We start from the raw sequence: 25,424 nt of genomic DNA on the forward strand, positions 1-25,424 counted from the left end.
GCCTGCCCCGAGCAGGGCGTCACAGCCCTCCCACCACCTGGCATCAGGACAGCGTCGCCATTGGGCTCGGAGCGGCACAGCAGAGTCACTGAACCATGAGGAGACAAGATGACAACGTCAGCTCAGCCGGCACCCTCAGAAGCCGGCCCAGCGGAGACCGCCTCCGCAGAAGTCATCGGCACAGCCCTCTACCAGGGCAACACCTACCGTCTGATTCACGAGGTGGCGCGCGATCTGATCTGGCTCGACCACACGACCGACTACCTCGACTGGGCGGACGGCGTTGCCTGGGCAAAGAGCCTCAATGTGGGCGGTGTCCTTGCCTACCAGCTGGAGCCCGGCGTCCACGTCGAGTGGGACGGCGACTGGCGTCTGCCCGCTACACCGCACTCCGCGTACGAGTTCGGCTACGACGGCAAGTCCACCGCCGGCTTCAACGTGACCAGCAGCGACCTGGGCCACCTCTACTACACGACGCTGGGCAACAAGGGGAACCAAGGCACCGACGGCGCCTTCCCCCAGCCGGATGCCGGACTGAAGAACACCGGGCCGTTCGAGAACCTGAAGATCGACTTCTATTGGCAGAACGAGTATGCCGAGCATCCGTCTCTCGCCTGGTTCTTCGGCACCCACATCGGCTACCAGGGTGACGACGAGAAGGACTGGCCCTTCAACTACGCGATCGCCGTCCGCGGCGGGCGAGTTACCCGCACCTCGCTCGAATCGGTCGGCACCGTCACCTACGAGGGCAGCGAGTACAAGTTGATCTGGGACGAGGCGCAGAAGCTCGTCTGGCTGGACTACACCTCGGGATTCAACAACTGGTACAAGCAGACCGAGTGGGCCGCAGGGCTGAACTCCGACGCCGTACTGACGTACAACCTGGACCCCGCCTACGAGATCTCGTGGACGAGCGACTGGCGTCTGCCGGCGACCGAGGACGGTCCCGCGCACTACGGGTTCGATGGCACCACTCTCTGCGGCTACAACACGCAGAACAGTGAGTGGACCCGGCTGTACTACAACGCCCTGGGCAACAAGGGCCTCCAAGGCTTCGACGGCAGCATGCCGGATTTGCCGTCTCCCTCCGACCAGCCCGTGGACGAGAACGGTGCCTTCGACTTCGCGGCGGCCTTCGGCCAGATCTTCTCGAACCAGGATCTGTTCGAGAACCTGAAGGCGGAGCACTACTGGTCCAGCACCGAGTACGGCAGCTATCCGGCCAAGGCTTGGTACGTCATCACCGGCGTGGGCTATCTGGGCGCCATCAACAAGCAGTTCCACTTCAGCTTCGCCATGGCGGTGCGCTCGGCGGAGATCCGGCGTAGGACGGTGTGACGCTGGCGGCTGCCCGGCTCGTCCGGGCAGCCGTCACGGGTTGAGGTCGGTTCCGGGGGCAGCTGCGGGTCCACCGCTATCGCGGGTCAGACCTCGTTGTTCCACATGCGGAACACGGTGCAGCGGCCGCTCTTGTCGAACGTGACGGTCCAGAGGTTGGCGAAGGTGCCGAGCTCTTTGTAGCGGCCGGTACCTTCTATGGCTGCGGTGTCTCCGTTGAGGGCGAGCAGGGACCAGTCGAATTCCCAGCCCCCTTCTTGCCAGGGTACTCGGCTCTGCCAGCCGGCGACGATGGCATCGCGGCCGATCCAGTCGGTTTCGTAGGGCCACTCGTGATACTCGGCCCGCGGGGTGAACAGGGCGGCGATGTCCTTCTTGCCGTTGCTCGCCCAGGCCCGCACATACCCCTCGACCCAGTTACGCACCTGTTCCTCGGTCACCATGAGCACAGCTGCCCTTCTGTACCGGGAGGCGTGTTGTTCAGCGGTGGGCGCCCAGGCGGACGACGCGTTGGCAGACGTGCGCCTCGAAGGCCTGAGAAGTGGGGAGTGGCCGGGTACATCATGCTCGTTCCTTCGACGTCTCGGCGGCCTCATGAGTGGACCGTCCGATTGCGTCAGCATGGACCCGATCTAGCACAAGCGGCAGGGGGGCTCGTCCTGGGTGCCCCACTCCTAGGACCAAGGTCGCGGTGCTGGCGGATGTCAGCGACGACTTCCTACATCCGCCCGGAACAGGGCCGCGAATGCCACTCCTCCGCCCAGGTCATCGATCTACTCGGCCGTGCCTTGTGCCTGGACATCGATGTCTGCTGGCATCCCTGGATTCTGCTGGCGTGGCAGTTTCGGATCATTGAGGCCAGCATCTTTCGATTCGCGACGTGCGGGCGTACGGTCTGTCCTGCCCGCGAAGGGGGCCCACCGCCTCACTCCCCCAGGAGCGACGGGTGTGTGGTGAGGGCACCAGACACCACAGGGAAAGAGCTGCGCTGGCCAACACACGCGTTCGCGCTCCCTGACCCGAACCCGCCCTGGAAATAGACCCATTTGGCGAACAGAAGGTGGAACCGGAACCAGCCGAAACTACAACCCCGCGCCATTCAGCGCCCAGCCGACGAGTGGGTCACCAAACCAGCCGAGGGAGTCACCGGATTCCCTGAGCCGGGTCCGCCTCCCGCGACGGACCCGGCAGAGCACCTAGCGGGACTTCTCCACCTGATCCAGGAATTCGAGGAGGCGGGGCAGGACCACGTCCGGGACTTCCAGGATGGGGCTGTGGCCGATCTTCTCGAGCCGCCACAGGGTGGCGTTCGGCAGGTGCTCGACCATTTCGTCCTGCCACGGGACAGGACGGGGCTTGTCCTCCTCGCCGGAGACGATGAAGACGGGAGTGCTTATCTGCGGGAGCAGGTGCACCGCGGTGCCGCGCTCGATGACACCCGCCATGGCGGGTCGCAGCGTCTTGGGTACCTCGGCGATCCGCGACTCCCACAGTTTGACGATGTCCTGCTTGGCAGGGTCGTTGCGGGTGGTGGCGCCGAACATGATCTCCAGGGTCTCCTGCAGCACGTCGCCGACGAAGCCCTGACGGCCGACGTTGTCGACCCACTCGCGGAAGACCACCAGCTGATCGGCGGGCTCGGCACAGGCGGACGACCCGAGGACGACCATCGACTTGATCAGCCCAGGCCGGGCCACGGCCAGCCGGAAGCCCACATCGCCGCCCATGGACTGCACGAGGAGGTGCACCTGCTCAAGGTTCAGTGCCTCGGCCAGAGCGATGACGTCAGCAGTGACCGTGTCCAGATGAATGAAGTCACCTTCGGCCGCCGCGCTCCTGCCCTGACCGCGAAAGTCAGGGCGGATGACTCGGTACTTGCCTGCAGCGGCTTCTTTGAAGCCCTCGAACATGCGGCCGTCGAGGAACAGGGAATGGAGGGCCAGAACGACGGGGAGGTGCTCCTCACCGGTGTCACGGACGAACAGCTCCGTTCCGTTGACCTTGACCTTCTTCTCGTTTTCGGTGCTGCTCATGGGATGCCTCTCACAACGGCGGGAAAGGAAATGGTGTCTGTGGCTAGGGCAGTTGGGCGGCGAGGAAGGCGACAGCGGACTCAAGGGCGGCGTCGGCATCCTTGAGGTCCTCGGAGAACAGGTGCCACACGTGCGGCATACCGGGCCACACCTCAAGGTTCACCCGCACCTGGGCTGCGGCCAGGTGCTCCGCCAGACGGATGGCGTCGCTGAGCATGATCTCGCGCTCACCGATCTGGATCAGCACCGGAGGAAGGCCGCCGACATCGGCGAACACCGGTGAGGCGAGGGGGCTGTTCAGCGGGCTGTCGCCCATGTAGCTGAGAGCCATGGTGCGGAGAGCCTCCGGGGTGCACAGCGGGTCCGCCTCGGCCTTGGTGACAATCGACGCGCCTGTGTGCTCCAGATTGGCCCAGGGAGAAATCGCCACCGCCGCGGCTGGGAGCGGCAGCCCCGCGTCACGGGCTGCGACCAGCAACGCGACGGACATGGCGCCGCCGGCCGAGTCACCTGACACAACGATGGAGCCGGCGTCGTAGCCCTCCTTGAGCAGGGCTTCGTAGACAGCGAGGTTGTCGTCGATCGCGGCCGGGTAGCGGGCGTCAGGAGCCAACCGGTAATCGGGGATCACGGCCTCGGCACGCAGACCGCTGGCATAGCGGCCCACCAGCCCTCGGTACCCGCGGGGCGCCCCGGCCAGGTATCCGCCGCCGTGCAGGTAGAGCAGGGTGCGGCCGGGGACAGTCTCGGCGGGTCGCGCCCGCGTCACCGGAACGCCGTTGGCCTGATAGTCCTCGTAGGTCACGCCGTCAGGTGCGGGAAAACGCGATACGAACCAGTCGGCGTATGCCGCGCGCGCGGCAGCGAGGTCATCGAAGCGACCCGCCTTCAAGGCGTCCAGGGCAGCTCCGAGCTTCTCGATCCAGGGCTCCACCAGGGGCTCGAGTTCCGGAGGGGGAGGGGTGTTCGCGGACTGCGTCATGGCATCAGCCTTCTCAGACAAGTGGCAGGACACGCGGCTCGCGTCATCCTCGGCCAGTCACTACTCCTGACCACACTGACACTTCATGGATCCACAGACAATGCTACGTTTCACTTTCGTGACGTTCTAATGTCTCAACCTGCCGCTTCTCACAAGATGTAGAGGACAGATTCAGGAATGGATCCACACGGAGGAGTGATGGTCGTGATCGGCAGGTGGACAGGACCACCGGTGGCGAGTCGGCGCGCCCGGTCAGCGCCGTGTCGAGGCGAGCAGCATGCGTCGACTGGTGCTGCTAAGGGCGGTAGCGGCCACCAGGATCCCGCCCTGGAAAAGGAACTGGACGTAGGACTGGGCACCGAGCAAGGACAGTCCGTTGAAGGTGACGGTGACGATGAGGACGCCCACGAGCGTGCCCAGGATGTGGAAGTCACCGTCCCTGAGTACGGACGCACCCAGGAAGACCGCCGCGAAAGCGTTCAGCAGATAGCCGTCGCCGGCAGTCACCTGTCCGCTGCCGATCCGTGCCGACAGCAGGACGCCCGCCAGCCCCGCGCACACGCCGCAGATCACGAAGGCGATCACGGTGATGCGCGCAACCCGAACACCGGCCATGCGCGCGGCCACCTGGTTGGTGCCCACCGCTTGCATGTGGTGCCCGAGCAGCGTGAAGTTCAGGGCGACCCACAGGCCGCCGAGAACTACCGCGGTGAGGATGATCGGTGCGGGGACACCCAGTACCGACGCACGCGCGATGTCCGTGAAGGGACCGGGTTTGAGGGTGATGGGTGTGCCGTTGGAGTAGGCGTAGTTGATACCCAGGAGCATGGTGCTGGTGCCCAGGGTGGCGACGATCGGGTCGATGCGCAGCTGTGCGACGAGCAGGCCGTTGACCAACCCGATGACTCCGGCGGCCGCCAGGGCGAGCAGCATGGCGGCGAACCAGGGCAGTCCACTGCGCTCCAGGAAGCCGACCGCGAGGATGCCGGAGAGGCTCACCACTGAGGCAAAGCTGAGGTCGAACTTGCCCGCCACCAGTGGCAGGGTGAGTCCCCCGGCGACGATGGCCAAGGTGGCGCTCTGATTGAGGACGTTCAGGAGATTCTGACCGGTCAGGAAGGCCGGGCTGGCCGCGCTGAAGCCGATCAGGAGAAGTACGAGGACGCCGGGGGTTCCGTACCTGCCGGTCAGGAGCAGAATGCGCTGTGCGTTGCCCGGTGCGGCCCCCTGCGCAGCCGACGCCTTCGCGGCTTGTTCGATGGTGCCTTCCATGGCGGGGTTCTCCAGTTTCTCGATCGCGCGACGCGGATCACGCGTAGCAGAGGTGCAGCATGTTGGGGACGGTGATCGCGTCCGAGGTCAGCTCGCCGACGATGTGGCCTTCAGCCATGACGAGTACGCGACTGCATTCGAGGAGCTCTTCGAATTCCGAGGAGATGACGAGGACGGCTGATCCGGACTCGTTCGCCTCACGGATCCGTGCGTAGATGTCGGCGCGAGCGCCCACGTCCACGCCCCGGGTAGGTTCGTCCAGGATCAGGATCTTCGGATCGGTGGCCAGCCAACGGCCCATGACGACCTTCTGCTGATTGCCACCGCTGAGGCCGACGACGGGTCTGCGGGCATCCGTTGTCTTGATCCCAAGAGCGCGGCAGGTGTCGTTCGCCCCGGCCCGGGACAAGCGAGGCCGGATGAACGGCAGCCACTTGCGAACGCGCCAGCGATCCCACACCGTGATGTGGAGGTTGTCCTCCACCGAATGCGTGAGGAAGAGCGCCTCCGACCGCCGTTCCTCGGGGACATAGGCAACGCCCCGGTCAATGGCCTGGGTGATGGAGCGGGGCCGGTAGGGCTTGCCGTCCAGCACCATCGTGCCGCCGTCCGGGCGGTCGGCACCGAAGATCAGCCGTGCCAGCTCCGTACGTCCGGAGCCGACCAGGCCGGCGATGCCGACGACCTCGCCCTCGTGAAGGGTGAGGGAGACGCCACGGACTGTCCGGCCACGGCTTACGTCCTGAAGACTCAGGGCGACCTTGGTGTGCTCGGTCGGCTCGAACGCCGTGGCCCCGGCGCCGGGCGTGACCTCATGACCGACGATGGCACGCACGACCGCTTCGCGTGTGACCTCCCTCCGCGGTAGAGCCAGGGACACCGATCCGTCCTTGAAGGCGGTGACCCGGTCGCACACGTCCGTCACTTCATCGAGCCGGTGGCTGATGAACACCACAGCCACACCGGAGGCGGCCAGCTCTCGGGCGACCTCCAGGAGCTTGGCCGCCTCCTGGCCATCCAGTGAGGCGGTCGGCTCGTCCATGGCGATGAGGGCACGGTCTTCGACCAGAGCCCGCGCGATGGTGACGAGCCATTGCTGGTGAACAGTCAGTTCGGAGACCGGAATGTCGAGCCGGAAGTCGATACCGACCCGGCGGGCGACGCGCAGCACCGCGTCGGGTACGCCGCTGAATCGTCGCGGGCTCAACATCGAACCCTCGTGACTGCCGAGCATGATGTTCTGCGACCCGGTGAAGGACTTCACCAGGTTCAACTCCTGGTGGATGAAAGCGAGTCCCAGGGCCGCCGCGTCGGCGGGGCCGTGGATGCGGGTGACCTGGCCGTCGACGAGGACGTCGCCCGCGTCGGGCTGCTCAAGGCCGGCCAGACAGCGGATCAACGTGGACTTGCCGGCGCCGTTCGCTCCGACGAGCCCGTGGATCTCGCCGCGCCGGAAGGCGATGTCGATGCCACGGAGGGCGCGGATGGCGCCGTAGGACTTCGCGAGACCCTCAACCCGGAGGAGAGGTTCCACCTGGGCAGGTGGTGCCGGCTCGCCCGCACCGGGGGCCGCCGCTGCTGTTGTCATGACTACTTCCTCAGCTCGGGGTGTTCAGCGAGGAAGGCGTCGACATTGGACTTGTCGACGATCTTGTAGTTGCCGTCGATCTCAACCGGCTTGAAGTCGTCGGGAGCGGCCCAGTACTTCTCCAGCAACTGGGCTATCTCGCGCCCCTGGGACGGCCCGTCGATCCACTCGGTCGCGGTCAGCTTCCCTGCCTTCACCAGGGACAATGCCTCCGCAGTGCCGTTGAGACCGTAGGTGCTGACATCGGTACGGCCGAGCTGCTGGAGGGCAGCGGCGGCACCCGTGGCCGGGTCGTCGAAACAGGCCCACACGGCGAGCTTGCCGCCCTTGGGGTGCGCCTGCGCCCAGGCCTGGGTCGCCTTGTCCGCCGACTCAACCTGGCCCGGGATCGTGATCTGCTGGGCGTCCACCTTGATGTCCGTCTTTGCCACAGCGTCGTCGAGGGCCTTCTCACGGCGCTGGCAAGGCAGTCCGGGACGGTAGCCGAGGGCCAGCAGCGCACCCGTGCTGCCGAGGTCGTTCATCACCCGCTTCGCCATCGGCTCCCCGATGGAAACGTCCGCGGCGATGGGCACGCCCGGGCCGAGGCCGCCTCCCCAGTTCGCCACAGGGATGCCCGCGGACTGTGCCGAGGCGACTCCCGATGCCAGGGCGTCAGTGGGGAACACAGAGATGGCGATCGCGTCGACGCCCTTGGTGGCCAAATTGGTCAGGGCCGTGTTGGCGGAGTCGACGCTGCCATTCGCGTCCACCTCCGTCACCTTCCAGCCCTTGCTCTTGCCATAGGAGGCAATGGCGTCGAGGGCACTGTTGGCATAGACGTCCGACCCGGAGAACCGGATCAGTCCGACCGTCTTGGCCCCTCCCTTCCCTGTGCCGGTCGCTCCGGCATTGCAGCCGGCAAGAGCGGCGGTCAGGACACTGGAGAAGACGAGGGTCGTGGCGACAGTTATGCGGCGTTTCACGGCGCGCTCCTTCGGAAAGGCGGCGGAGTTGGCGTACGCAACGGCACGAGCAGGAACTCCGCGGCCTGCGGGTAAGTCCCGGGTGAAAGTCCGGGCGGGCGCGTTCTCGTCGCCGAAGCCGGGTGAGCCATGAGCGACAACGCTGGTGAAGGGGATCCCCTCCGTGTCGAGGCGACCCAAATGGATCCATCTGTGAAGACCCTTTGACGATTCCGAGAATCTCTCCAGAATCAACCCACGTCAACAGGCACGAAGGATTCACCAACATTACGATTAAGTAACATGATCAACTCCATGGATCCATATTGGCGCCATGTCATCGGTGTCGCCAGCCGCCGCAGGAGCTCACCAGGGCATGCGAAAACGGCGGGCTGTCCCTACAGCCCGCCTGGAAGTAGACGCAGTTTTGTCAGCCGATGGGTGTCATCAATCGACGAACAGCTCCGGATGACGCGAGAGCGCGAGCCGCGTACGGCGAATGTGTCCTGCCAGAAAACGTTCGGCGTCGACGGGATCGCCCCGCTTGATCGCCTCTATGATCAGCCGATGCTCGAAATTGATCAGCTCACGCCCGGTCGGATCAATGAGGTGGGCGTATGCGCGCCGGTAATGCTGGGTGGTGTTCCAGAATCGCCGAACCATCGTAAGGAGCTGTTCAACGCTGCAGCCTGAATAGGTGATCAGGTGGAGCTCTCTGTCGAGGCTGAGGAAATGGTCGACATCATTGTTCGCCTCGATCTCACGCTGGATCTCGTCAAGTCGCGTGAAGTCGTCCGAGGTGAGGTTCGGCATCGACTCACTGAGGGCCAGGGGTTCCACCCGCTCCCTCAACTTGTATGTCGCCTGGCATTCGGCGAGGTCCATTTTGGAGACCCACGCCCCACTGTTCGCTTTGAGGACGACCAGGCCCTCGGACTCCAGGATCCGCAGAGCCTCACGGACCGGCAGCCGGCTGGAGCCGAAGGACGTGGCGACCTCTTCCTGCATGATCCTCGCACCGGGGCGCAACTCCCCGCCGAGAATTTGTTTGCGCAGGGTGTCGGCGACCCTCTGACTGGCGACCGAGGACGATCCGTCGAGGCCTGCGGGCATGATCTTCCTAACGTGGCGACTGATCCGGCATCTCAGGTTGCCACAATCTCACCCCTTGCCGTTCACTCTGATCAAGTGCTCCTTCATACGCCTTGCCGTCGGGGAAGGAGACGAGTTCCAGCTGCATGCCCCAGGGGGCGAGGAAGTACACCCACCGCTGCCCCTTGCTCGGCCCGGTGCTGTCGGTGGGCTCCCCCAGCACCGTCACCCAGTGAGACCGCAAGTGGGCAACGGCGGCATCCAGGTCCTGGACGTAGAAGGCCAGGTGATGGCCACCTATGTCGCTGTTGCGCGGCGGGACGGGATGCTGGTCCGGGGATTCGTACTGGAAAACCTCGAAGTTGGGGCCGTTGGCACAGCGGAAGAAAGCCAGGCGGTCCATCACTGCTCGCGGGTGGACGTTGAGATGGTCGGTCATCCAGCTGCCGTCGGACTGGAAGGGCCCCAAGGTGTAGACCAGTTCGCATCCGATGACCTCGGTGAAGAAAGCCGTGGCCGCTTCCAGATCGGGCACCGTGAAGCCAATATGCTCGACGCCCGCCAGTCCCGGCAGGCCTCGCGGGGCGACCGCCGTCATCGCAGGCCCCGGGGCAGTGGCTCGGATGGCCTGCGATGCCTGGGGACCTCGATCGCCTCGATGATCAGGCCGACACTGGCCTGAGTGTCGAAGTAGGCGAACCCGCCGTCGCCGTCCTGCCCGTATCCGCTGCCGGACTGCAGCAGACCGACACCGCTCGCGGTCACCTCATTGATCGCCGTCTGCGCGGACGGAACGCGGAAGCCCAGATGGTGAAGGCCATAGCCGTGCTCACTGATCCACTCCGTGTAGATGCTCGGCCCGTCCAGCGACTCGATCAGTTCCACCTGCGGGGCGTTCCCGATGAGAGCGACCCGCATCCTGAACGTGCCCGGCCCACCGCGGTAGGTCAGCCGAGGAACACTGTCGGGCCCATAGGTGTACACGAGCCAGTCGTCGGACCCCAGGATCGCCGACCACGTGGCCATGCCTGCCGCCAGGTCCGGCACGAGGATGCCGACCTGGGCCACCGGCAGTCCGGCCAGGGGCGCGGGCAACACTCCGGGACCCGGCAGGCCGGCCGGGAGGCCGCTCATCGCAGAGTCTCCTTCACGAAGTCGCGCACCGCCCGGTTGAACTCGACGGGATTCTCGATCATGGGGTAATGGCCGGTACCCTCCAGCACCGCGATGCGGCTCCCGGGGATACGGCCGGCGACCTGCTCGACCATCTCCTGAGGGACCAGCCAGTCGGCGTCACCCCGGAGCAACAGCACCGGGCTCTCGATTCGACCCACCTGATCACGCCGGTCGAATCCCGCGTAGCCGGTGAGGTCCGCGGCGATCACCTCCGGACAGACGCGGCGCAGTTGCCACACGACCTCACGCGCCCGGTCGGGAGGAGTGCGATGGCCGGTCATGGAGCGGGACCAGCCCTCCAGGATCTGCGCTCCGTTCAGCAGCAACATCTCCAGCAGCGTGTCGCTGACGGTCGGCGTGTAGTCGGAGCCCTCCGCCGAGATGATCGCGCGGTAGAAGTCCGGCCGTCGGGATGCCAGTTCGAGGACCATGTTGCCGCCCATCGAGCACCCCACGATGGCCGGGTTCTCCAGGCCCAGGGCGTCGATGAACGCCTCGTTGAAGTCGGCGTGGTCACTGATGTCACGAAAAGCGCCCTCGTCCGGTTCGAGGGTCTTGCCGTGGCCGGGTGCGTCGAGGGAGATGACGCGGAATTCGTCCGACAGTCCCTCCACGACGTGGCGGTACATCAGGGTGTCCTGACCCGCCGCGTGGATGCAGACGATCGGAACGCCCTCGCCGGCCTCCTCGTAGTACGTCCGCAGGCCGTTGACCTCGATGTACCGTCCGGTGAGTGCGGTGTGTCGGCCGGTCTCCGGGTCGGGAGAGTACGGACCCGGTTGGGCCGCAGGTTTGCCGGCCGTGGACAGTGCGCCGAGCAGACGCCACATCGCCTTGACGTTGCGCATGGCGGAGATGCCGTCGCCCTCCACCGTGATGCGGCCGAGGCCCGGCGATGTGCCCTCGAACCAGTCGGTCCGCCCGTCGATCACTCGGCGCCATTCCTCGTCCGGAGCGACGACCGTGATGTCGGCGCCCTGCGGATGGGGTCCCGGTCGCACGGAGATGGCCCGGCCGTCGCGAGTGTCCACCGTCCAGGAGGTGTGGTCACTGCGGAGCTCGATGCGAGCGGGGAAGTACTTGGCCGCCTCCGTCCACTGGGTGTCGGCGTTGAGTTCGGCTCGTACCGCCTCCCACCAGGAGTCCTGCTCGAACTCCTTGAGGTCGCCCGGGCCACTCGTTGTCTTTGACATGACCATCCTCCATTGGATCCATGCTCTCTCAACGCAGACCATCACTCTCTTAACGTGCCTAGTCAATGCCTTGCCCTGCAATGCTTAAGTAACATAATGATAACCTGACCTTGATTATGGATCCATTCGGCGGGACGGTGAAACACCGCAAGGGCTGGGTGTTCGAGCCCGGCCGAGCCATGTGCTCCTGTCCTGGAGGCGTTCGTGCCCACACACAAGAAGCTCAGCCCAGCCGCCCCCTGGGTCGAGGTCGTCGCAACGCGGAAGGACTGGGACGCGGCCGATCCAGCACTGCTGACCTCGATGTTCGCCCAGACGCTCCTCATCAGGACCTTCGAGGAGTACGTCCTCTCGCTCGCGTCGCAGGGACTGGTGCACGGACCCGCCCACTCCAGCATCGGCCAGGAAGGCGGCGCTGTCGGCTCGGTGCTCACTCTCACCGGCAGTGACTACATCAACGGCTCGCACCGTGGGCACCACCAGTTCCTTGCCAAGGCGCTCGGCTACGTGGCTCCCGACGGGATCGACCTGCGGGCTCCTCTGTCCGAGGCGGTACGCACGGTGCTCTCCCGCAGCCTGTCGGAGATCTGCGGTCTCGCCGACGGGTTCTGCCGCGGGCGCGGCGGATCCATGCACCTCCAGTGGCGCGAGGCCGGGGCCATGGGCACCAACGCCATCGTGGGAGGGGGGGTCCCCCAGGCTGCCGGGTTCGCATGGTCGGCCCGGCACGCCGGCACGGACGACGTCTCCGTCTCCTACTTCGGTGATGGCGCTGTCAACATCGGATCTGTTCTGGAGACCCTCAACCTCGCCGGGGCGTGGCGGCTCCCCGTGTGCTTCTTCATCGAGAACAACCAGTACGCCGTCTCCACCCACGTGGACGAGGTCACCGCCGAACCGCGACTGTCCGCACGCGGGTTGGGCTTCAACATCCCCAGCTGGCGCGTCGACGGGATGGATCCACTCGCTGTGTACCTGGCGACCGGCGAAGCGGTCGCCCACATGAGGGCGGGCCATGGCCCCACGGTCGTCGAGGCAGATGTCTACCGCTACTTCCACCAGAACGGCCCGTTCCCCGGCAGTGCCTTCGGTTACCGCAGCAAGCAGGAGGAGAAGGAGTGGCGGGACCGCGACCCTCTGGCACTCCTCACGTCCCATCTGGTCCGCCGGGACATCTTCACCGAGACGGAACTGGCTGAGTGCACAGCGCGCGCCAAGGCCGAGGTGGAGGCCGTCGCGAGCGAGCTTCTCGAAGCGAAACCCGACGGCAAGCCCGGCCAGCAGCAGATCAAGGCGAAGCTGTGGCCTGACCCCGATTTCCGGGACGTGGGTATTCGCGGAGACCTCAGTGAGTTCGACGGGGTGCGGACCGCCGATCTCCCCTCCTTCAAGGGCAAGTTGGAGGAGCGCAAATTCATCGACGCCGTGGCTGAGGTCATGGGACGGCGCATGGCCGAGGACGGACGGATCATCGTGCTCGGGGAGGACGTCCACCGCCTCAAGGGCGGTACGAACGGCGCCACCCGCGGCCTCGCCGAAGCGTTCCCAGGACGCGTCCTGGGAACGCCGATCAGCGAGAACGCGTTCGCCGGCCTGGCCGGCGGTGTCGCGCTCGAAGGGCGGTACCGGCCCGTGGTGGAGTTCATGTACGCCGATTTCATGTGGGTGGCCGCAGACCAGCTGTTCAACCAGATCGGCAAGGCCCGCCACATGTTCGGGGGAACCAGCGACGTGCCCCTCGTCCTGCGCAGCAAGGTCGCCATGGGCACCGGATACGGCTCCCAGCACTCGATGGACCCGGCTGGGATCTTCGCCACCGCTCCGGGCTGGCGCATCGTCGCGCCGTCGACACCCTTCGACTACATCGGATTGATGAACAGCGCGCTGCGCTGCAACGATCCAGTCGTAGTCCTGGAACACGTGGACCTTTACACGACCGCGGGCGAGGTCCCGGCGGACGACCTGGACTTCTGCCTGCCCGTGGGCAAGGCCGCGGTACGGCGCGAGGGTTCGGACCTCACCGTGCTGACCTACCTGGCCATGACGAACCACGTCCTGGAAGCGGTGGAGAGCAGCGACGTCGACACCGAGGTGATCGACCTGCGCTGGCTGGACCGGGCGAGCATCGACTGGGAGACCATCGGCGCGAGCATCCGCAAGACCAACAACGTCCTTATCGCCGAGCAGGGAGCTGTCGGCACGTCCTACGGCGGGTGGCTCGCGGACGAGATCCAACGCCGCTTCTTCGACTGGCTGGACCAGCCTGTCCAGCGCGTCACCGGAGGCGAGGCGTCCCCGAGCATCAGCAAGGTGCTGGAGCGCGCCGCCATCGCCCAGACCGACGAGGTCGCCACAGAGCTCAAGAAGATCACCGGTCGCTGAACCGCCGACATCTACGCAACACGGAGGAAACCATGGCTGAGCTACTCCGCATGCCGGAGGTCGCAGCCGGTTCGACAGCAGCGGTCCTGTCCGGCTGGCCGGTGCCCGAGGGGGCATCGTTCCACGCGGGTGACGCACTCATGATCGTCGAGACCGACAAGGCCGAGGTGGACGTTCCCGCAACCGCGGACGGGACTTTGATCAAGGCGCTCGTTCCCACCGGTACCGAGGTCGAGGTCGGCAGCCCTATCGCGGTGATCGGCGCGCCAGGCGAGGAGGTGGGGGACCTCAACGACCTTCTCGCGGGACTGGGCATCGCGGGGCCGACGGAGGCCAAACCAGCCGTCCGGCGAGAGGTTCCCGAAGCCGAGCCGACCACCGAATCCACCGCGTCATCGGACACCGCACTCCCTGCCAACGGACGCATCTTCTCCAGCCCGTTGGCGCGCAGGTTGGCTCGTGAAGCGGGAATCGACATCGGTACCATCCAGGGAACCGGTCCGGGCGGCCGAGTCGTCCGCGACGACGTCAACGCCGCCATCACCAACCGGCCCCCGCAGCCCGCCCCCACCGCTGACGATCCAACTCCTGCTGCCCCCTCCCTACCCCCTTCCGTTTCCCGTTCGACGCCCCCCAGTGTCGGTGCGGCGTTCGAAGTGGTTCCGCACTCGCGGATCCGGCGGGCCATCGCCGGCCGACTGGCAGAGAGCAAGCAGACTGCTCCTCACTTCTACGTCAAGGGACAGATCCGCGTCGGTGAGCTTCTCGCCCTCCGCCAGCAGGTCAACGCGGACGGCGACGTGAAGATCTCGGTCAACGACCTTCTCATCAAGGCCATTGCCAAGGCTCACGCCCAGGTACCCGAAATGAACGTCATCTGGACGTCTGACGCGGTCCACCGTTTCCACACCGTGGACGTCTCGGTCGCCATCGCCACCGAGGGCGGGCTGGTCACACCTGTGCTGCGGGCGGTCGAGTCACTCTCTCTGTCGGCCATCTCCGCCCAGGTACGCGCCTTCAGCGAGCAGGCCCGCCACGGCGCCTTGCGCCAGAGCGACCTGGAAGGTGGGTCGATCACCATCAGCAATCTCGGTATGTACGGAGTCGAGGAGTTCAGCGCGATCATCAATCCGCCGCAGGCCGCCATCCTGGCCGTGGGCACGACTACACGGACCCCTGTAGTCGCCGAGGACGGCAATCTGGAGGCGGCGGACGTCATGACGCTGACCCTCTCGGCCGACCACCGGCCTGTGGACGGTGCCTTGGCGGCCCGATGGTTCGCCGCCCTGCGGGAGAGCGTCGAGAAGCCCGTTCGACTACTGGTCTGAAAGACCCCTGCTCCGCCCCTGGCCACGGCAAAGGGACGGAGCAGGGGGGTGCTCAGGACGAGGCCGGCGCTGCGGTGGTCTTCCATGTCTGCCGCGAGGCGTCAGCCTTCGTGCATGTGCTGAAGATGAGAGCTCGGCGATACCAGGGCTCTCCCGATGCCCGGTCCCCTGCCTCGAATGCCTCGTTGCCGATGGTCAGGCGCTTCGACGAGTCCAGTACCGCCTTGATCTTGCCGGATGCGGTCATGGCCACCTGCTGCGGGGCAGCACCTGTGCAGTCCTCGGCCACGCTGGACGCGTCTTCGTGCACCTCGGTCTGCGCGCCGATGGCGACCACTTCCAGGCAGGCGTTGAGTCGCGTGTAAAGGATCTTTCCTGGCTCCCCGGTCAGAGATGAGCGGGATATGCGCTGATCCATGGTGATGATCCCGGACTCGGGCAGCCCGGTCTTGCAGGTATGCGCTTCCAACGGCCAGGCCGCTTCACGGTGGTTCGATGTCTCCGGAGCTGGGATACCCCGGGATGTCCAGGCAGAAGTGCCGCGGCTCCCCCAGCTCGGCAACGAGCTGCACCATGATCTCGTCTCCCGCAGTGGATGCCTGGAGTCTGTATTCCGCGCCTGCCCGCAATGTTGCGGCGGGAGCCATGTCGTCAGCAGGACTGCTGTCTGTGAGAGCGCTTCCCGCCATGGCACCGAGCGCTGCCACTACGGCGCTAGTACGTAAAGAGACCTTCGCCATTGCTTCATCTCCTTAGTGTTTTTGAACTCTGGTCGTGAGGTGCGTACGGCTGGATGATCTGGTTCGTGGCGGATGGCGGGGGGACTCGGCGGTACTGCCGGGAGCGTGGTGGCATGCTGCCGGTGTCGTGATCGCGATGCAGTGGGGTGAGCTCGCGGAGTGCCCGGTGTGCGGCCGTTCGGGGACGGTGGGTGTGGAACCCTCAGCCTCGGCGGTGTACTGCTCGGACCGCTGCCGGGTGCGGGCCTGCCGGCAACAGCAGGCGTCGCGGAACGGCGTTACGGAAAGGGCGTAGGAGAACGCCTCGCTGTCACCACCAACCCACCTTGTTTCGCAGGCAAGTTGAGGGCAGATGGTGCGTGCTTCGAGCGCCCCCGATTCACGCGCTGCCTCCACGTGTCGCGCCCGCGCCACCGTGAATGGTGACCGGGACCGGCTGCCTTCCTCGGCCACGTGTGGGTGACCGGGCCCGCCCCAGGACAAGGCGGTGACCATCATGACCGACCGGATCGGGAACGTCACCCGGCAGCGTTACGAACAGCACGTCACCCAGCCCAAAGACCTGATCGCGCAGGTCGCCCGCGCGCAATTCGCCTTGGGCGACATGGCGCTGGAGATCGAGCCCATGAGGGCAGTGGGCGGGTCGATGCCGAACGGCACGGAGGACCTGTTCACCGTGACGGAGTCGCTGCAGATGTTCGCCGACGACATCGGGGGGGAACGCCGAACTGTGGAGGACTGGCGCTACACCGCCAACCGGTGGCCGAAGGAGATGCGCAAGGAGGGCGTGTCGTTCACTGTCCACCGCATCCTGGCCTCGGTCGTCGACGAGGGCGAGCGGTGGGCGGCGATCGAGGACGCCCCTTGCAACCCACGTGCCGGAGCCCGGCAGTGGACGCCGGACGGCGCCAAGCGGGTCGTCGGCCAGCGGGTCGAGCGTCCCGTGACGGTCGACGCGAAGGTCCAGGCCGTCGCCGACCTGACCCGCGACGATGAGGTCGCCGCCCAGGTGGCGCCGGACTGTTTACCCGGCCCGCGGTCACCGAGCACGTCACGCCTGCGGAGAAGATGCGGGTCGTCACCGAGCTGACGAGGGATGACAGCGTCGCTCAAGAGCTGACTACCAGTCTGCTGCGTCGGCCGACGGTGGCCCGGACGGTGATGCGGGACCGTACGGCCCGCATGCTGGTCAACCGGGCCCAGTTCGACAACTCGGAGGAAACGCGTGAACGGATCAGGGAGACCACCCCGGCCGTCCGCAAGATCGAGCACACCATCGAGTACCTCGACCTGGTCGGCTCCTGCCCGCAGCTTCGTTGCCACTCTCGGCCGACTCGTCCCCCAGCTGCGCGGGCAGGAGTTCACCAACGACGAGCGCGAGACGGTGAGGCGGCAGATCGGCCGGGTCCGCGCGGCGGCGGACTGGCTCGAAGGAGCCCTCGACAACGGCGAGTTCACCCTCGACGAGCAGCTGGCCCAGCTCCTCAAGGGCGAGTAGACGATGGCCCGTCGCACCGGCCAGCCGCTGGATGAGCACTACGGCGACCTGGTCCGCGTCGCGCTGATGGAAGCCAGACGGCCTGCACACCCTCCAGCTAGTGGCCGCCACCCGATTGAAGAAGTCCCAGGTCCAGCGCGGAATCCGGCACCTCCGCGACGTCGGCGCCGCGGAGAACCTCGCCCCCATCATCTGGCGGCGCAAGGCCGGCTACATGTTCTCCGACGGCCCCGCGGACTGGATTGAGCACGAGAAGAAACCGCTCGCGCAAGTCCTCGGCCGCCACACCCGGATGATCACGGGCACGCTCGCCCCGCACCTGGCTCGCTGCCCCGACGACGAATGGGCCCAGCTGGTGGCCGCCCAGCTCACCGGGGTGTCCGCGACCCTCGCGCAGCTCTCGAAGTAACCCCCGTCCACTCCCTCCCTTCTTCAGCTTCCCGACGAGTCCGCCACGCCGAGCCCTGTCCGCCCGCGCCGTTATCCCTCCGACACCACGATCGTCGAGTGGGCCCTTCTCGAACCGCTCCTGCCCGTCCCGGCCTGCCAGACCAAGACCGGCGGACACCCCGAGAAATGGCCCCGACGGCAGATCATCGACGCGATCCGATACATCGTCGACAACGGCGCGAAGTGGCACGCTCTGCCCTCCGACTACCCTCCGTGGGAGACGGTTTACGAGTTTTTCGCCCGATGGAACCACCGCGGCGTGGTCACCTACATCCGTGACCAGCTCCGCCGCCGGCTGCGCACCGGCCTAGCACGATGCGCCTACCCGGTCACGCTGATCAGCGACTCGCAGTCGGTCAAGGGCGCCTCCACGGTGAGCCGGACCACGCGAGGCTTCGACCCCGCGAAATTGATCAACGGGCGCAAGAGACATCTCGTGGTCGACACAAAGGGTGTCCCTGTGATGATCATGGTGACGCCCGCCGACATGCAGGACCGCGACGCCGCCCGCGAACTGCTCTGGCGCCTTCGCCTCACGCACCCGCAGATCACCCAGGTCTGGGCCGACGCCGCCTACGTCGGCCAGCTCGTCACCTGGGCCGAGGACTTCCTCCACATCACCCTCAAAACCGTCTCCCGCCCCAAAGGCGCCAAGGGATTCGTAGTCCTCCCGCGCCGCTGGCGCGTCGAGCGCACCCTGGGATAGATCATGAACGCCCGCCGCAACGCTCGTGACTACGAACGCCTTCCCCAGCACAGCGAAGCCCACCTGAACTGGGCACTCATCACCCTCATGGGCGGCAGGCGGCTCACGAGGAAGAAGCCTGCCCACAGCTGGACGAAGAAGCCGGAGCCCGCCAGTTGAGCCGACCTAGGACGACTCTGCGTCCTCTCCCGCAACTCCGTGCGTCGACCCGCTCACCTCCGGCGGCAACATCATCGAGGCTGGAACCGATTCCTGCCGTCTTGCTCAGGCGGGGGTACGTGCCGGGCAGGCTCAGGCCTGCTGAGGGCCTCATGAGGGTTGTCGAGTGAAGGTGCACCGAGGTGAGCTGCGATGCGGGCGAAAGTCTGCTCGTTGCCCTCGAACAGGTGAGCCTGCATTCCTGCCGCGCGGGCAGCCTCGACGTTGACGTTGTAGTCATCGATGAAGAGACAGTCCTCCGCGCGTACTTCCAGACGGGCACACGTCATTTCGAAGGCCCGCGGGTCGGGCTTGCAGACGCCGATTTCGTGGGAGTAGAGGATCTGTTCGACCAGTTCGTTGAACTGGTACATCGCTGTCTCCAGTTCACGCGCTCCCACGAAGCTGTTGCTGAGGATGCCGAGCCGACAGTGGGATCGCAGCCCTCGCACATACTCGATGAGCTCCACGTTCGGCGTCCCCAGATACTCAGTCCACAGATCGGCCATGAAGGACTCGACCTGCATGGCATCAAGGCCGAGCCGGGCACCGACCTCCGCCCGCACTTCTATCTCGCTGATTGTCCCGACAGCCCCGGCTCGCCAGACATCGTCGAGCCGCTGGTCCGCGCTTCCCACCGGTAGTCCGAGCCGCTCGTCCCATTGATCCAGCCACCCTGTCCGGGGCGTGATCTCCAGAACTCCACCGATGTCGAGAATGACGCAGCGCGATTCCATTCAGGGTCTCCTCATCCAGTCTCCGACCAGGCCGGGCCCACTTGGTCTGCTGACCTGGTTGCCCTGCACACTGTCGACCTTCACCTTCGGACAAGGTCAAGGCCATGAGGTTGTCGGTGGACGACGGACCCCTGCCGGTCCAAAAACACCCACTTAGAGTGTTTCATCTTTTTTGCAGTGTTCTGGACAGGTATTGGTGTCCGGTCGAGTAGGGTCGATGGGCTTGATGGGGCCTTGGTTACGAGAGAGGCGATCGACTGGGCGTCTTGGTCTGCCTGCTCCTGTTTCATCCCAAGGCGCCAGTTACGCGCCGTATGCCTCGAGCGCCGGCACGAGCGCCCAGGCCTGATGGGTAGTCCCGGATCATGCCTGAACGCCGCCGTTACCCGAGTGATCTCTCCGATGCCCGGTGGGAGTTGGTCGAACCAGTCCTGACGGCCTGGCGGTCCGAGCGCCGCGGCCGCGGCCTGGACATCGGCCGCCCGCCGGACCACGACCTGCGCAGTCTGCTCGACGCTGTCCTCTACGTGAACCGGACCGGGATCCCGTGGCGTTATCTGCCGCACGGCTATCCACACTGGAACACCGTCTATGCCTACTTCGCCCGCTGGCAGGAAGAGGGCGTCTTCGACCAGCTCAACGCCCTCCTGCGCCGTCAAGTCCGCAGGCGGGAAGGCCGCGAGGAAGAACCGACCGCCTGCGTCATCGACTCCCAGAGCATCAAGACATCCACCAACGTGCCCCGCCGCCGGGCAGGGTATCGACGCTGGCAAGAAGATCGTGGGCCGCAAGCGGAGCATCGTCATCGACACCGTCGGACTCCTCCTCGGAGTCCTCGTCAGCGCAGCCAGCGTGCAGGACTCCGTCGCCGGCCAGGCCCTCATCGAGAAGGTCGCCGCCGAGCATCCCACTGTCCGCAAGGCCTGGGTCGACGGCGGCTACCGTCAGCACCTTGTCGAACATGCGGCGACCCTCGGCATCGACCTGCACATCGTCCGCCGCGAACCCGCCACCAGGGGATTCACGGTCCTGCCCCGACGCTGGACCGTCGAACGAACCCTGGGCTGGCTGATGAACCACCGCCGACTGGCCCGCGATTACGAGGCCAAACCGCATCGCTCCGAAGCCATAATCCACCTCGCAATGATCAACCTCATGACCCGCCGCCTCACCGCGGAATCCACCCCGACCTGGCGCGGCACCTAAACCGCCATCAACCCCGCAATCCAGGATGAAACAACGGGAGAAAACGCCCTCTTAGGATGAGCGCGACGCGTCACCCCACCGCGGCTCTGCCACCGCGGCTCTGCCACCGCCCAAGCGGAGCTCAGGTTCATCTCGGGTTCGCGGACAGCAGTCGGCAGTGGGGTGGCAGCGCCGCGAACGGGTTCACGTTCAGAGACCGTCGACACAGGTCATCTCCCCTGCCCCACAGGGAGTGTTCGGCGCCCTGACGACAGGCTCTACGGCAGGTCCAAGGTTCCGAAAGCGACCGATGCCCAGATGTCGTGGGAGGACTTGATCGGCAGCGCCCGGTCCACAGCCAGCCCCTGTTCCGGATCACCCCAGACACGGGTGGTCCGCTGCTCGTTGTCGAAGGCGTGCCAACCGGGCCGACCACTGCGAGCGAAATCCGTGAGTGCCTGCCGGACGTGCGCGCTGAGCTTCTCTTCATAGGGCGAGAACCCCTGCGGATAGAACATTCGGTCGAGTTCGCTGCCAACAGCCCCGAAGACGAGGGGCGCTTCGGCTCCGTGGGGCGTCGCATCGCCCGCCGACGAGATCGGGTGCGCCAACTCGTAGAGGTGGGCGCTTCCCCCTGCTGCGGCCTGCTGCTCGGCCAGGCGCACCACAGGCATGCGGAAGGTCCAGTCGGACATCACCAGTTCGTAGAGAGCGCCCGCGTCCAGTCCGGGGTGGGCCGCGCGGTATGCGGCCAGAGCGCCGGAGGGACCCAAAAGCTCCAGGGCGCGGTCCAGTTCGGGCTCGCCCGGACCGGTGGATTCTTCGCCGGGTGTCGGAGGGCCGGCCAGGAGCTGGAAGAACCGGTACTCGTCGCGGTTGTAGCCGCACAACAGATCAATACCGGCCGCGGTCCCAGCCGCAAGGGCCGTGAAGGGGTCGGCGGGCAGGGAATCGCCGTCGACGACCGGCGAGTAGATGGTCGGCATCAGCGCCATCTGCCCCCACGTCTGCGCGTAGACGCCATGCCGAGCCTGGAGCTCGAAGTCGGTCCGGGCCACGTCCTGCGGTGACCTGCGTGCGAAATCGTCGGCCACCGGTTTGCAGCCCAGGTCCGCGGCCACCTGCCCCGAGATCGTCTCGGCCAGTTCCGGAGTGAGGTAGCTGACCGCGGGACTCATCAATACGGCGCGGCGAAACAGGTCCCGGGCTGTCGGCATGACCAGGAGCGCGGCAAGGGCATTCGCGCCGGCGGACCCTCCAAACGCAGTCACCTGGTCGGGGTCGCCCCCGAAGGCTTTGATATTGCGCCGGACCCACATGAGGGCGGTGATCTGATCGAGCAGTCCCCGGTTGTCGGGTGCACCCTCCAGGCGAGCGAAGCCTTCCGCACCGAGCCGATAGTTGAGGGTGACGACCACGACGCCGTTCTCCGCGGCGAGGTGGCTGCCGTTGCAGCCGGGGTCGGCGCCAGTACCGATCAGATAGGCACCTCCGTGGAGCCAGACCAGGACGGGGAGCCCGGCCGCGCCGGGATCGGGCGTCCACACGTTCAGTGTGAGAGCTCCGACGCCGCTGTCGTCCTGGCTTGCCTGGGCCGGCCCCTGCCAGGGCAGGAACTGGGACACCGCGGGCCCGAACTCCATGGCGTCCCGCGTCCCGTCCCAGCGCTCGGCAGGGACGGGAGCGCCGAAGCGCCGACTCCCGGTCGGCGGCTGCGCGTACGGGATTCCCCTGAAAACGCTGACGGCACCGTCGGACGTGCCGCGCAGGGCTCCATCGGCCGTGCGCACGACGGGAAAGTTACTCATGTCTCAGCTCCTGAATGTGGCGGTACGGCCGCCGGGCACATGGCTCCTGCCTCCAAATCCGAACGCGCCTCCGCCCAATTGATGCGCGGAAGGCACAGCTCATGGTCGGCAGTCGGCGCGACGGATACAGACTGTCGCCGGCCCGCAGAGGGTGCGATGAGTGGAGATGACCGACAAGTGTTCGGGGTCCAAGGTCCAGCAGCCTCGTCGTGGTGTGGGCATGCGGCGCCGAAGTGGAGGTCCGACACCACCGGAAACAATCAATGGATCCATATGCACAGATCTTGACGCGCTGGCAAACCAAGGTTAATCGTAATGGGCAGTTGAGGGAACCCTAGCTCTCGATCAGTCATCTGGCCCGGCACCAGATGGATCCATTAGCCGTAACCGCGGCTGGGTATGCACTCCATTCACCGCGCCACGGGCGGCCCCCACCCGCACTCCTCACCCAAGCCGCGGCAATGCGTCCGCCGAAGGGCCGTCAGGAGCAGGGAGTCCACCTGCCCACGACAGGCCCATGTCCTCCCCCGCGTTCTGCATCCCGCTCTGGTCGTCGAGTCATCGACAAGGCCGCGGGGCGTGTGATTCCGCACGCCCCGTCGTACCCCGCAGCGTTCCCGAGAGGACACGCCATGGTTCACACTCCAGCACCGCAGGCAGGGCCGGAGCCACTTTCCGACGCCTCACCGACCGGGGCACGACCACGCAGAGGGCTCTTTCTAGCCCTGCTGTGGCCCGCCCAGGTCCTCAGCGCCTCCAGCGTCATCACGGCCTTCGCCCAAGCCGATGTGGCACAGCACTTCCATACTGCGCACATCGCATGGTTCGGACTCGTATACAGCCTCGTCGGCACTCTGCTCACACCGTTCGCCGTCAGGTTCGGCGACATCTTCGGCAAGCGGCGCACCATGCTCGTTCTCATCACCCTCGGCCTGCTGGGCGACGTGATCACCGCGCTCGCCTCCACCTACGGCACCCTCCTGGCCGGGCGTGCCGTCGCCGCCTGCTACGCCCCTATGGCGGCGCTGGTCTTCGCGACCGCCCGCGACGTCCTACCCCCGCGCAAGGTCGGTCAGGCCAGCGGCGTCATCGGTGCCACTCTCGGAGCGGTTGTCGCCGTGTGCCCGGTGATCGCCGGCTGGCTGATGGACGATTTCGGCTTCCGGGGCGCACTGTGGTTCGTCACCGCCGTGACAGCTGTGGCCCTCGTCCTCGTGTACCTCTTCCTCCCCGAGACGCCGCGCCGTAGCCGCGGCGAGCCGTTCGACTGGTGGGGCGGCCTGCTTCTGGGGGGCAGCATCAGCGCCCTCATCTACGCCATCGGCCAGGGCGCCGTGTGGGGTTGGACGGATGCCCGAATCCTGGGGCTGATCGCCGGAGCTCTGGCGAGCCGCGTCGCTTTCGTCCTGGTGGAACGGGCCGTCGAGCATCCCATGCTGGATGTACGGATGCTCATGCGCCGTAGGGTGAGCACCGTTCTTGTGGCCACTTCGCTGGCGCAAGGGACGGCGTTCACCGCCGCCGCCATCATGACCGTGGTCATCCCTCTGTACCCCCGCATTCCGAAGGTCTCGGACGGGCTGGGCTGGACGGCCATGCACAGCGCCCTCATCGGACTGCCGGCGGGCATCGTCCTCTTCCTGGCCGGCATGGCCGCGGGACTCGCCTCGCGGCGTGTCGACCCACGGCTGCCCTGGCTTCTCGGCCTGGCCCTGACCGTCGTCGGCATGCTGCTCCAGGCCTTCCACCACCACGACGAAACGCAGATCATCGTCACCGGGGTTGTGGCTGCCATGGGTATGGGCATGATCTACGCCAGCGTGCCCATCCTGGTCGTAGGAGCCGTTTCCGCCCGCGAACAAGGAGTGGCCAGCGGCATGTCGCTCATGCTGGTAGGTCTGATGACCGCCGTGGCAGCCCAGGTGATCTACACGGTCATGGGGCAGCACTCCGTAGTGGTGAAGGGCACCGCCTTCTATCGCGACGCGGGCTACCAGCAGGCCTATGTCACCCTCGCCGCGTTCGTGGCACTCGCGCTGCTCCTCTCCCTGTTCATACCGAAGCCGCACCTACCCGACGAGGTGTGAGCACCCTTTGACAGACGCAGGCTGGATCGAGGATCCGCGGCCGGGGGCGCTCAGCGCGCCCCCGGTGGTGGGTTCTCGGCAATGTCCTGCCAGAACGCCACATAGGTTTCGGCGAGCGCGATGCCCAGGCGCAGGGGCGCCATGCGCCGCTCCCTCCCCTCTTCCGATCGCGTCCTGAGGATGTCGGCGTACACAGCGAGGCGCTCCCGGTACAGATCGATCTGTTGCCGTGCGAGCGCCTCGAGTTCCTCAGTGGACAGGAACTCACTGAAGAACAACTGCATGACAGCTGTGTCCCGCATCTCGAAGATCTCCTGCGGCGCTGTGCGCAGCCAGTGTTCGAGAGCGGCCCGCCCACTGTCCGTCAGGCTGTAGAGCAGGCGGCGGCGTCCGCCCTCCTCACCTTGCTGAGCGAGCAGTCCGGATGCGGCCAGCCGCTTCGGCTCGCTGTAGAGCTGCGAGTGCGGAAAGGGCCAGAAGTAGCTGATAGAGCGGCCGGCCGCCCGTTTCAGGTCGTAGGGCGTCGAGGGTCCACGAAGCCCGATGAGCCCCAGGACCAGATACGACGTGGCGCTCAGCCTCGTCGCGGGCTCGTCCTCGCCCGCAGACAGTGCGTGTGGCAGCGGATCACCGGGGTCGACGTTCATTGACATAGTCCGTTTCGGATCGTACGTTTCGGACTATGGT

At 66.2% G+C, this 25,424-nt stretch carries 20 protein-coding genes and 3 pseudogenes; 9 read left to right on the top strand and 14 right to left on the bottom strand.

Translation table 11 applies throughout. The features are described from left to right. Positions 1-108: 108 nt before the first annotated feature. A complete protein-coding gene (locus ACIQI8_RS43245; protein WP_402364134.1) occupies positions 109-1,338 on the top strand; it encodes a hypothetical protein in 1,230 nt (409 codons plus the stop codon). 86 nt (positions 1,339-1,424) lie between these two features. Here the strand turns inward: ACIQI8_RS43245 and ACIQI8_RS43250 are convergent, their stop codons facing one another. From ACIQI8_RS43250 to ACIQI8_RS43295, 10 genes are all read right to left on the bottom strand, one after another. Further along, entirely contained in the window at positions 1,425-1,781 is a 357-nt protein-coding gene (locus ACIQI8_RS43250; protein WP_402364137.1) for a nuclear transport factor 2 family protein, read from the bottom strand. A 753-nt stretch (positions 1,782-2,534) separates the two neighbouring features. Next, complete coding sequence (locus ACIQI8_RS43255; protein WP_402364140.1) at positions 2,535-3,371, bottom strand: alpha/beta fold hydrolase; 837 nt, start codon at positions 3,369-3,371, stop codon at positions 2,535-2,537. Between the two features lie 43 nt (positions 3,372-3,414). Then, positions 3,415-4,353: an alpha/beta hydrolase gene (locus ACIQI8_RS43260; protein ID WP_402364143.1), complete on the bottom strand. Its 939-nt coding sequence runs from the start codon at positions 4,351-4,353 to the stop codon at positions 3,415-3,417. 252 nt (positions 4,354-4,605) lie between these two features. Beyond that, positions 4,606-5,625, bottom strand: a complete 1,020-nt coding sequence (locus tag ACIQI8_RS43265; protein ID WP_402364146.1) for an ABC transporter permease — start codon at positions 5,623-5,625, stop codon at positions 4,606-4,608. A 37-nt stretch (positions 5,626-5,662) separates the two neighbouring features. Then, positions 5,663-7,213: a sugar ABC transporter ATP-binding protein gene (locus ACIQI8_RS43270; protein WP_402364149.1), complete on the bottom strand. Its 1,551-nt coding sequence runs from the start codon at positions 7,211-7,213 to the stop codon at positions 5,663-5,665. Between the two features lie 2 nt (positions 7,214-7,215). Then, positions 7,216-8,178, bottom strand: coding sequence for a sugar ABC transporter substrate-binding protein (locus ACIQI8_RS43275; protein ID WP_402364152.1), 963 nt, complete (start codon positions 8,176-8,178; stop codon positions 7,216-7,218). A gap of 426 nt (positions 8,179-8,604) precedes the next feature. Next, on the bottom strand, positions 8,605-9,270 hold the full coding sequence (locus tag ACIQI8_RS43280) for a GntR family transcriptional regulator (protein ID WP_401728182.1): 666 nt from the start codon (positions 9,268-9,270) through the stop codon (positions 8,605-8,607). Positions 9,271-9,277: 7 nt separating this feature from the next. Next, positions 9,278-9,847, bottom strand: a complete 570-nt coding sequence (locus tag ACIQI8_RS43285; protein WP_402364155.1) for a VOC family protein — start codon at positions 9,845-9,847, stop codon at positions 9,278-9,280. Further along, complete coding sequence (locus tag ACIQI8_RS43290) at positions 9,844-10,383, bottom strand: VOC family protein (RefSeq protein WP_402364158.1); 540 nt, start codon at positions 10,381-10,383, stop codon at positions 9,844-9,846. Before ACIQI8_RS43290 ends, ACIQI8_RS43285 begins: the two co-directional genes overlap by 4 nt. Further along, positions 10,380-11,618 carry an alpha/beta fold hydrolase gene (locus tag ACIQI8_RS43295; RefSeq protein ID WP_402364161.1) on the bottom strand — a complete coding sequence of 413 codons (1,239 nt, stop codon included), beginning with the start codon at positions 11,616-11,618 and terminating at the stop codon, positions 10,380-10,382. The genes ACIQI8_RS43290 and ACIQI8_RS43295 overlap by 4 nt, the downstream gene beginning before the upstream one ends. 204 nt (positions 11,619-11,822) lie before the next feature. Here ACIQI8_RS43295 and ACIQI8_RS43300 point away from each other — a divergent pair, with 204 nt between their 5' ends. Both ACIQI8_RS43300 and ACIQI8_RS43305 read left to right on the top strand, forming a co-directional pair. After that, a complete protein-coding gene (locus tag ACIQI8_RS43300) occupies positions 11,823-14,000 on the top strand; it encodes a thiamine pyrophosphate-dependent enzyme (protein ID WP_402364164.1) in 2,178 nt (725 codons plus the stop codon). A gap of 50 nt (positions 14,001-14,050) precedes the next feature. After that, positions 14,051-15,328 carry a 2-oxo acid dehydrogenase subunit E2 gene (locus tag ACIQI8_RS43305; protein ID WP_402364167.1) on the top strand — a complete coding sequence of 426 codons (1,278 nt, stop codon included), beginning with the start codon at positions 14,051-14,053 and terminating at the stop codon, positions 15,326-15,328. Between the two features lie 52 nt (positions 15,329-15,380). Here the strand turns inward: ACIQI8_RS43305 and ACIQI8_RS43310 are convergent, their stop codons facing one another. Further along, entirely contained in the window at positions 15,381-15,746 is a 366-nt protein-coding gene (locus ACIQI8_RS43310; RefSeq protein WP_402364170.1) for a hypothetical protein, read from the bottom strand. Between the two features lie 1,094 nt (positions 15,747-16,840). Here ACIQI8_RS43310 and ACIQI8_RS43315 point away from each other — a divergent pair. The 4 genes and pseudogenes from ACIQI8_RS43315 to ACIQI8_RS43330 form a co-directional block, all read left to right on the top strand. Continuing rightward, positions 16,841-17,313: pseudogene (locus ACIQI8_RS43315) on the top strand (DUF6192 family protein); the annotation flags it as partial. Then, a complete protein-coding gene (locus tag ACIQI8_RS43320) occupies positions 17,294-17,566 on the top strand; it encodes a DUF6192 family protein (protein ID WP_402364469.1) in 273 nt (90 codons plus the stop codon). The pseudogene ACIQI8_RS43315 and the gene ACIQI8_RS43320, both read left to right, overlap by 20 nt. Before the next feature lie 100 nt (positions 17,567-17,666). Beyond that, positions 17,667-17,975 carry a hypothetical protein gene (locus ACIQI8_RS43325; protein WP_402364173.1) on the top strand — a complete coding sequence of 103 codons (309 nt, stop codon included), beginning with the start codon at positions 17,667-17,669 and terminating at the stop codon, positions 17,973-17,975. Between the two features lie 90 nt (positions 17,976-18,065). Continuing rightward, positions 18,066-18,881, top strand: a pseudogene (locus ACIQI8_RS43330) (IS5 family transposase). Positions 18,882-18,952: 71 nt separating this feature from the next. Here ACIQI8_RS43330 and ACIQI8_RS43335 read toward each other — a convergent pair. Then, complete coding sequence (locus ACIQI8_RS43335) at positions 18,953-19,657, bottom strand: HAD family hydrolase (protein ID WP_402364176.1); 705 nt, start codon at positions 19,655-19,657, stop codon at positions 18,953-18,955. Between the two features lie 365 nt (positions 19,658-20,022). Between ACIQI8_RS43335 and ACIQI8_RS43340 the strand changes: the two are divergent. Continuing rightward, positions 20,023-20,863: pseudogene (locus ACIQI8_RS43340) on the top strand (IS5 family transposase). Between the two features lie 257 nt (positions 20,864-21,120). Here the strand turns inward: ACIQI8_RS43340 and ACIQI8_RS43345 are convergent. After that, a complete protein-coding gene (locus tag ACIQI8_RS43345; protein WP_402364179.1) occupies positions 21,121-22,632 on the bottom strand; it encodes a carboxylesterase/lipase family protein in 1,512 nt (503 codons plus the stop codon). Between the two features lie 650 nt (positions 22,633-23,282). Between ACIQI8_RS43345 and ACIQI8_RS43350 the strand changes: the two genes are divergently transcribed. Next, complete coding sequence (locus ACIQI8_RS43350) at positions 23,283-24,737, top strand: MFS transporter (RefSeq protein ID WP_402364182.1); 1,455 nt, start codon at positions 23,283-23,285, stop codon at positions 24,735-24,737. Between the two features lie 50 nt (positions 24,738-24,787). Here the strand turns inward: ACIQI8_RS43350 and ACIQI8_RS43355 are convergent, their stop codons facing one another. Continuing rightward, positions 24,788-25,384 (bottom strand): PadR family transcriptional regulator, encoded by a 597-nt coding sequence (locus ACIQI8_RS43355; RefSeq protein ID WP_402364185.1) that lies wholly within the window; start codon positions 25,382-25,384, stop codon positions 24,788-24,790. Between the last annotated feature and the right edge of the window lie 40 nt (positions 25,385-25,424).

This window comes from Streptomyces sp. NPDC092369 (assembly GCF_044755245.1).
Classification (GTDB): domain Bacteria; phylum Actinomycetota; class Actinomycetes; order Streptomycetales; family Streptomycetaceae; genus Streptomyces.

Coding starts and splice junctions, on each gene's coding strand:
- ACIQI8_RS43270 (WP_402364149.1), bottom strand. CDS start 7,213: ATGACAACAGCAGCGGCGGCCCCCGGTGCGGGCGAGCCGGCACCACCT.
- ACIQI8_RS43295 (WP_402364161.1), bottom strand. CDS start 11,618: ATGTCAAAGACAACGAGTGGCCCGGGCGACCTCAAGGAGTTCGAGCAG.
- ACIQI8_RS43335 (WP_402364176.1), bottom strand. CDS start 19,657: ATGGAATCGCGCTGCGTCATTCTCGACATCGGTGGAGTTCTGGAGATC.
- ACIQI8_RS43305 (WP_402364167.1), top strand. CDS start 14,051: ATGCCGGAGGTCGCAGCCGGTTCGACAGCAGCGGTCCTGTCCGGCTGG.
- ACIQI8_RS43280 (WP_401728182.1), bottom strand. CDS start 9,270: ATGCCCGCAGGCCTCGACGGATCGTCCTCGGTCGCCAGTCAGAGGGTC.
- ACIQI8_RS43290 (WP_402364158.1), bottom strand. CDS start 10,383: ATGAGCGGCCTCCCGGCCGGCCTGCCGGGTCCCGGAGTGTTGCCCGCG.
- ACIQI8_RS43350 (WP_402364182.1), top strand. CDS start 23,283: ATGGTTCACACTCCAGCACCGCAGGCAGGGCCGGAGCCACTTTCCGAC.
- ACIQI8_RS43355 (WP_402364185.1), bottom strand. CDS start 25,384: ATGAACGTCGACCCCGGTGATCCGCTGCCACACGCACTGTCTGCGGGC.
- ACIQI8_RS43285 (WP_402364155.1), bottom strand. CDS start 9,847: ATGACGGCGGTCGCCCCGCGAGGCCTGCCGGGACTGGCGGGCGTCGAG.
- ACIQI8_RS43250 (WP_402364137.1), bottom strand. CDS start 1,781: ATGGTGACCGAGGAACAGGTGCGTAACTGGGTCGAGGGGTATGTGCGG.
- ACIQI8_RS43245 (WP_402364134.1), top strand. CDS start 109: ATGACAACGTCAGCTCAGCCGGCACCCTCAGAAGCCGGCCCAGCGGAG.
- ACIQI8_RS43260 (WP_402364143.1), bottom strand. CDS start 4,353: ATGACGCAGTCCGCGAACACCCCTCCCCCTCCGGAACTCGAGCCCCTG.
- ACIQI8_RS43265 (WP_402364146.1), bottom strand. CDS start 5,625: ATGGAAGGCACCATCGAACAAGCCGCGAAGGCGTCGGCTGCGCAGGGG.
- ACIQI8_RS43255 (WP_402364140.1), bottom strand. CDS start 3,371: ATGAGCAGCACCGAAAACGAGAAGAAGGTCAAGGTCAACGGAACGGAG.
- ACIQI8_RS43310 (WP_402364170.1), bottom strand. CDS start 15,746: ATGGATCAGCGCATATCCCGCTCATCTCTGACCGGGGAGCCAGGAAAG.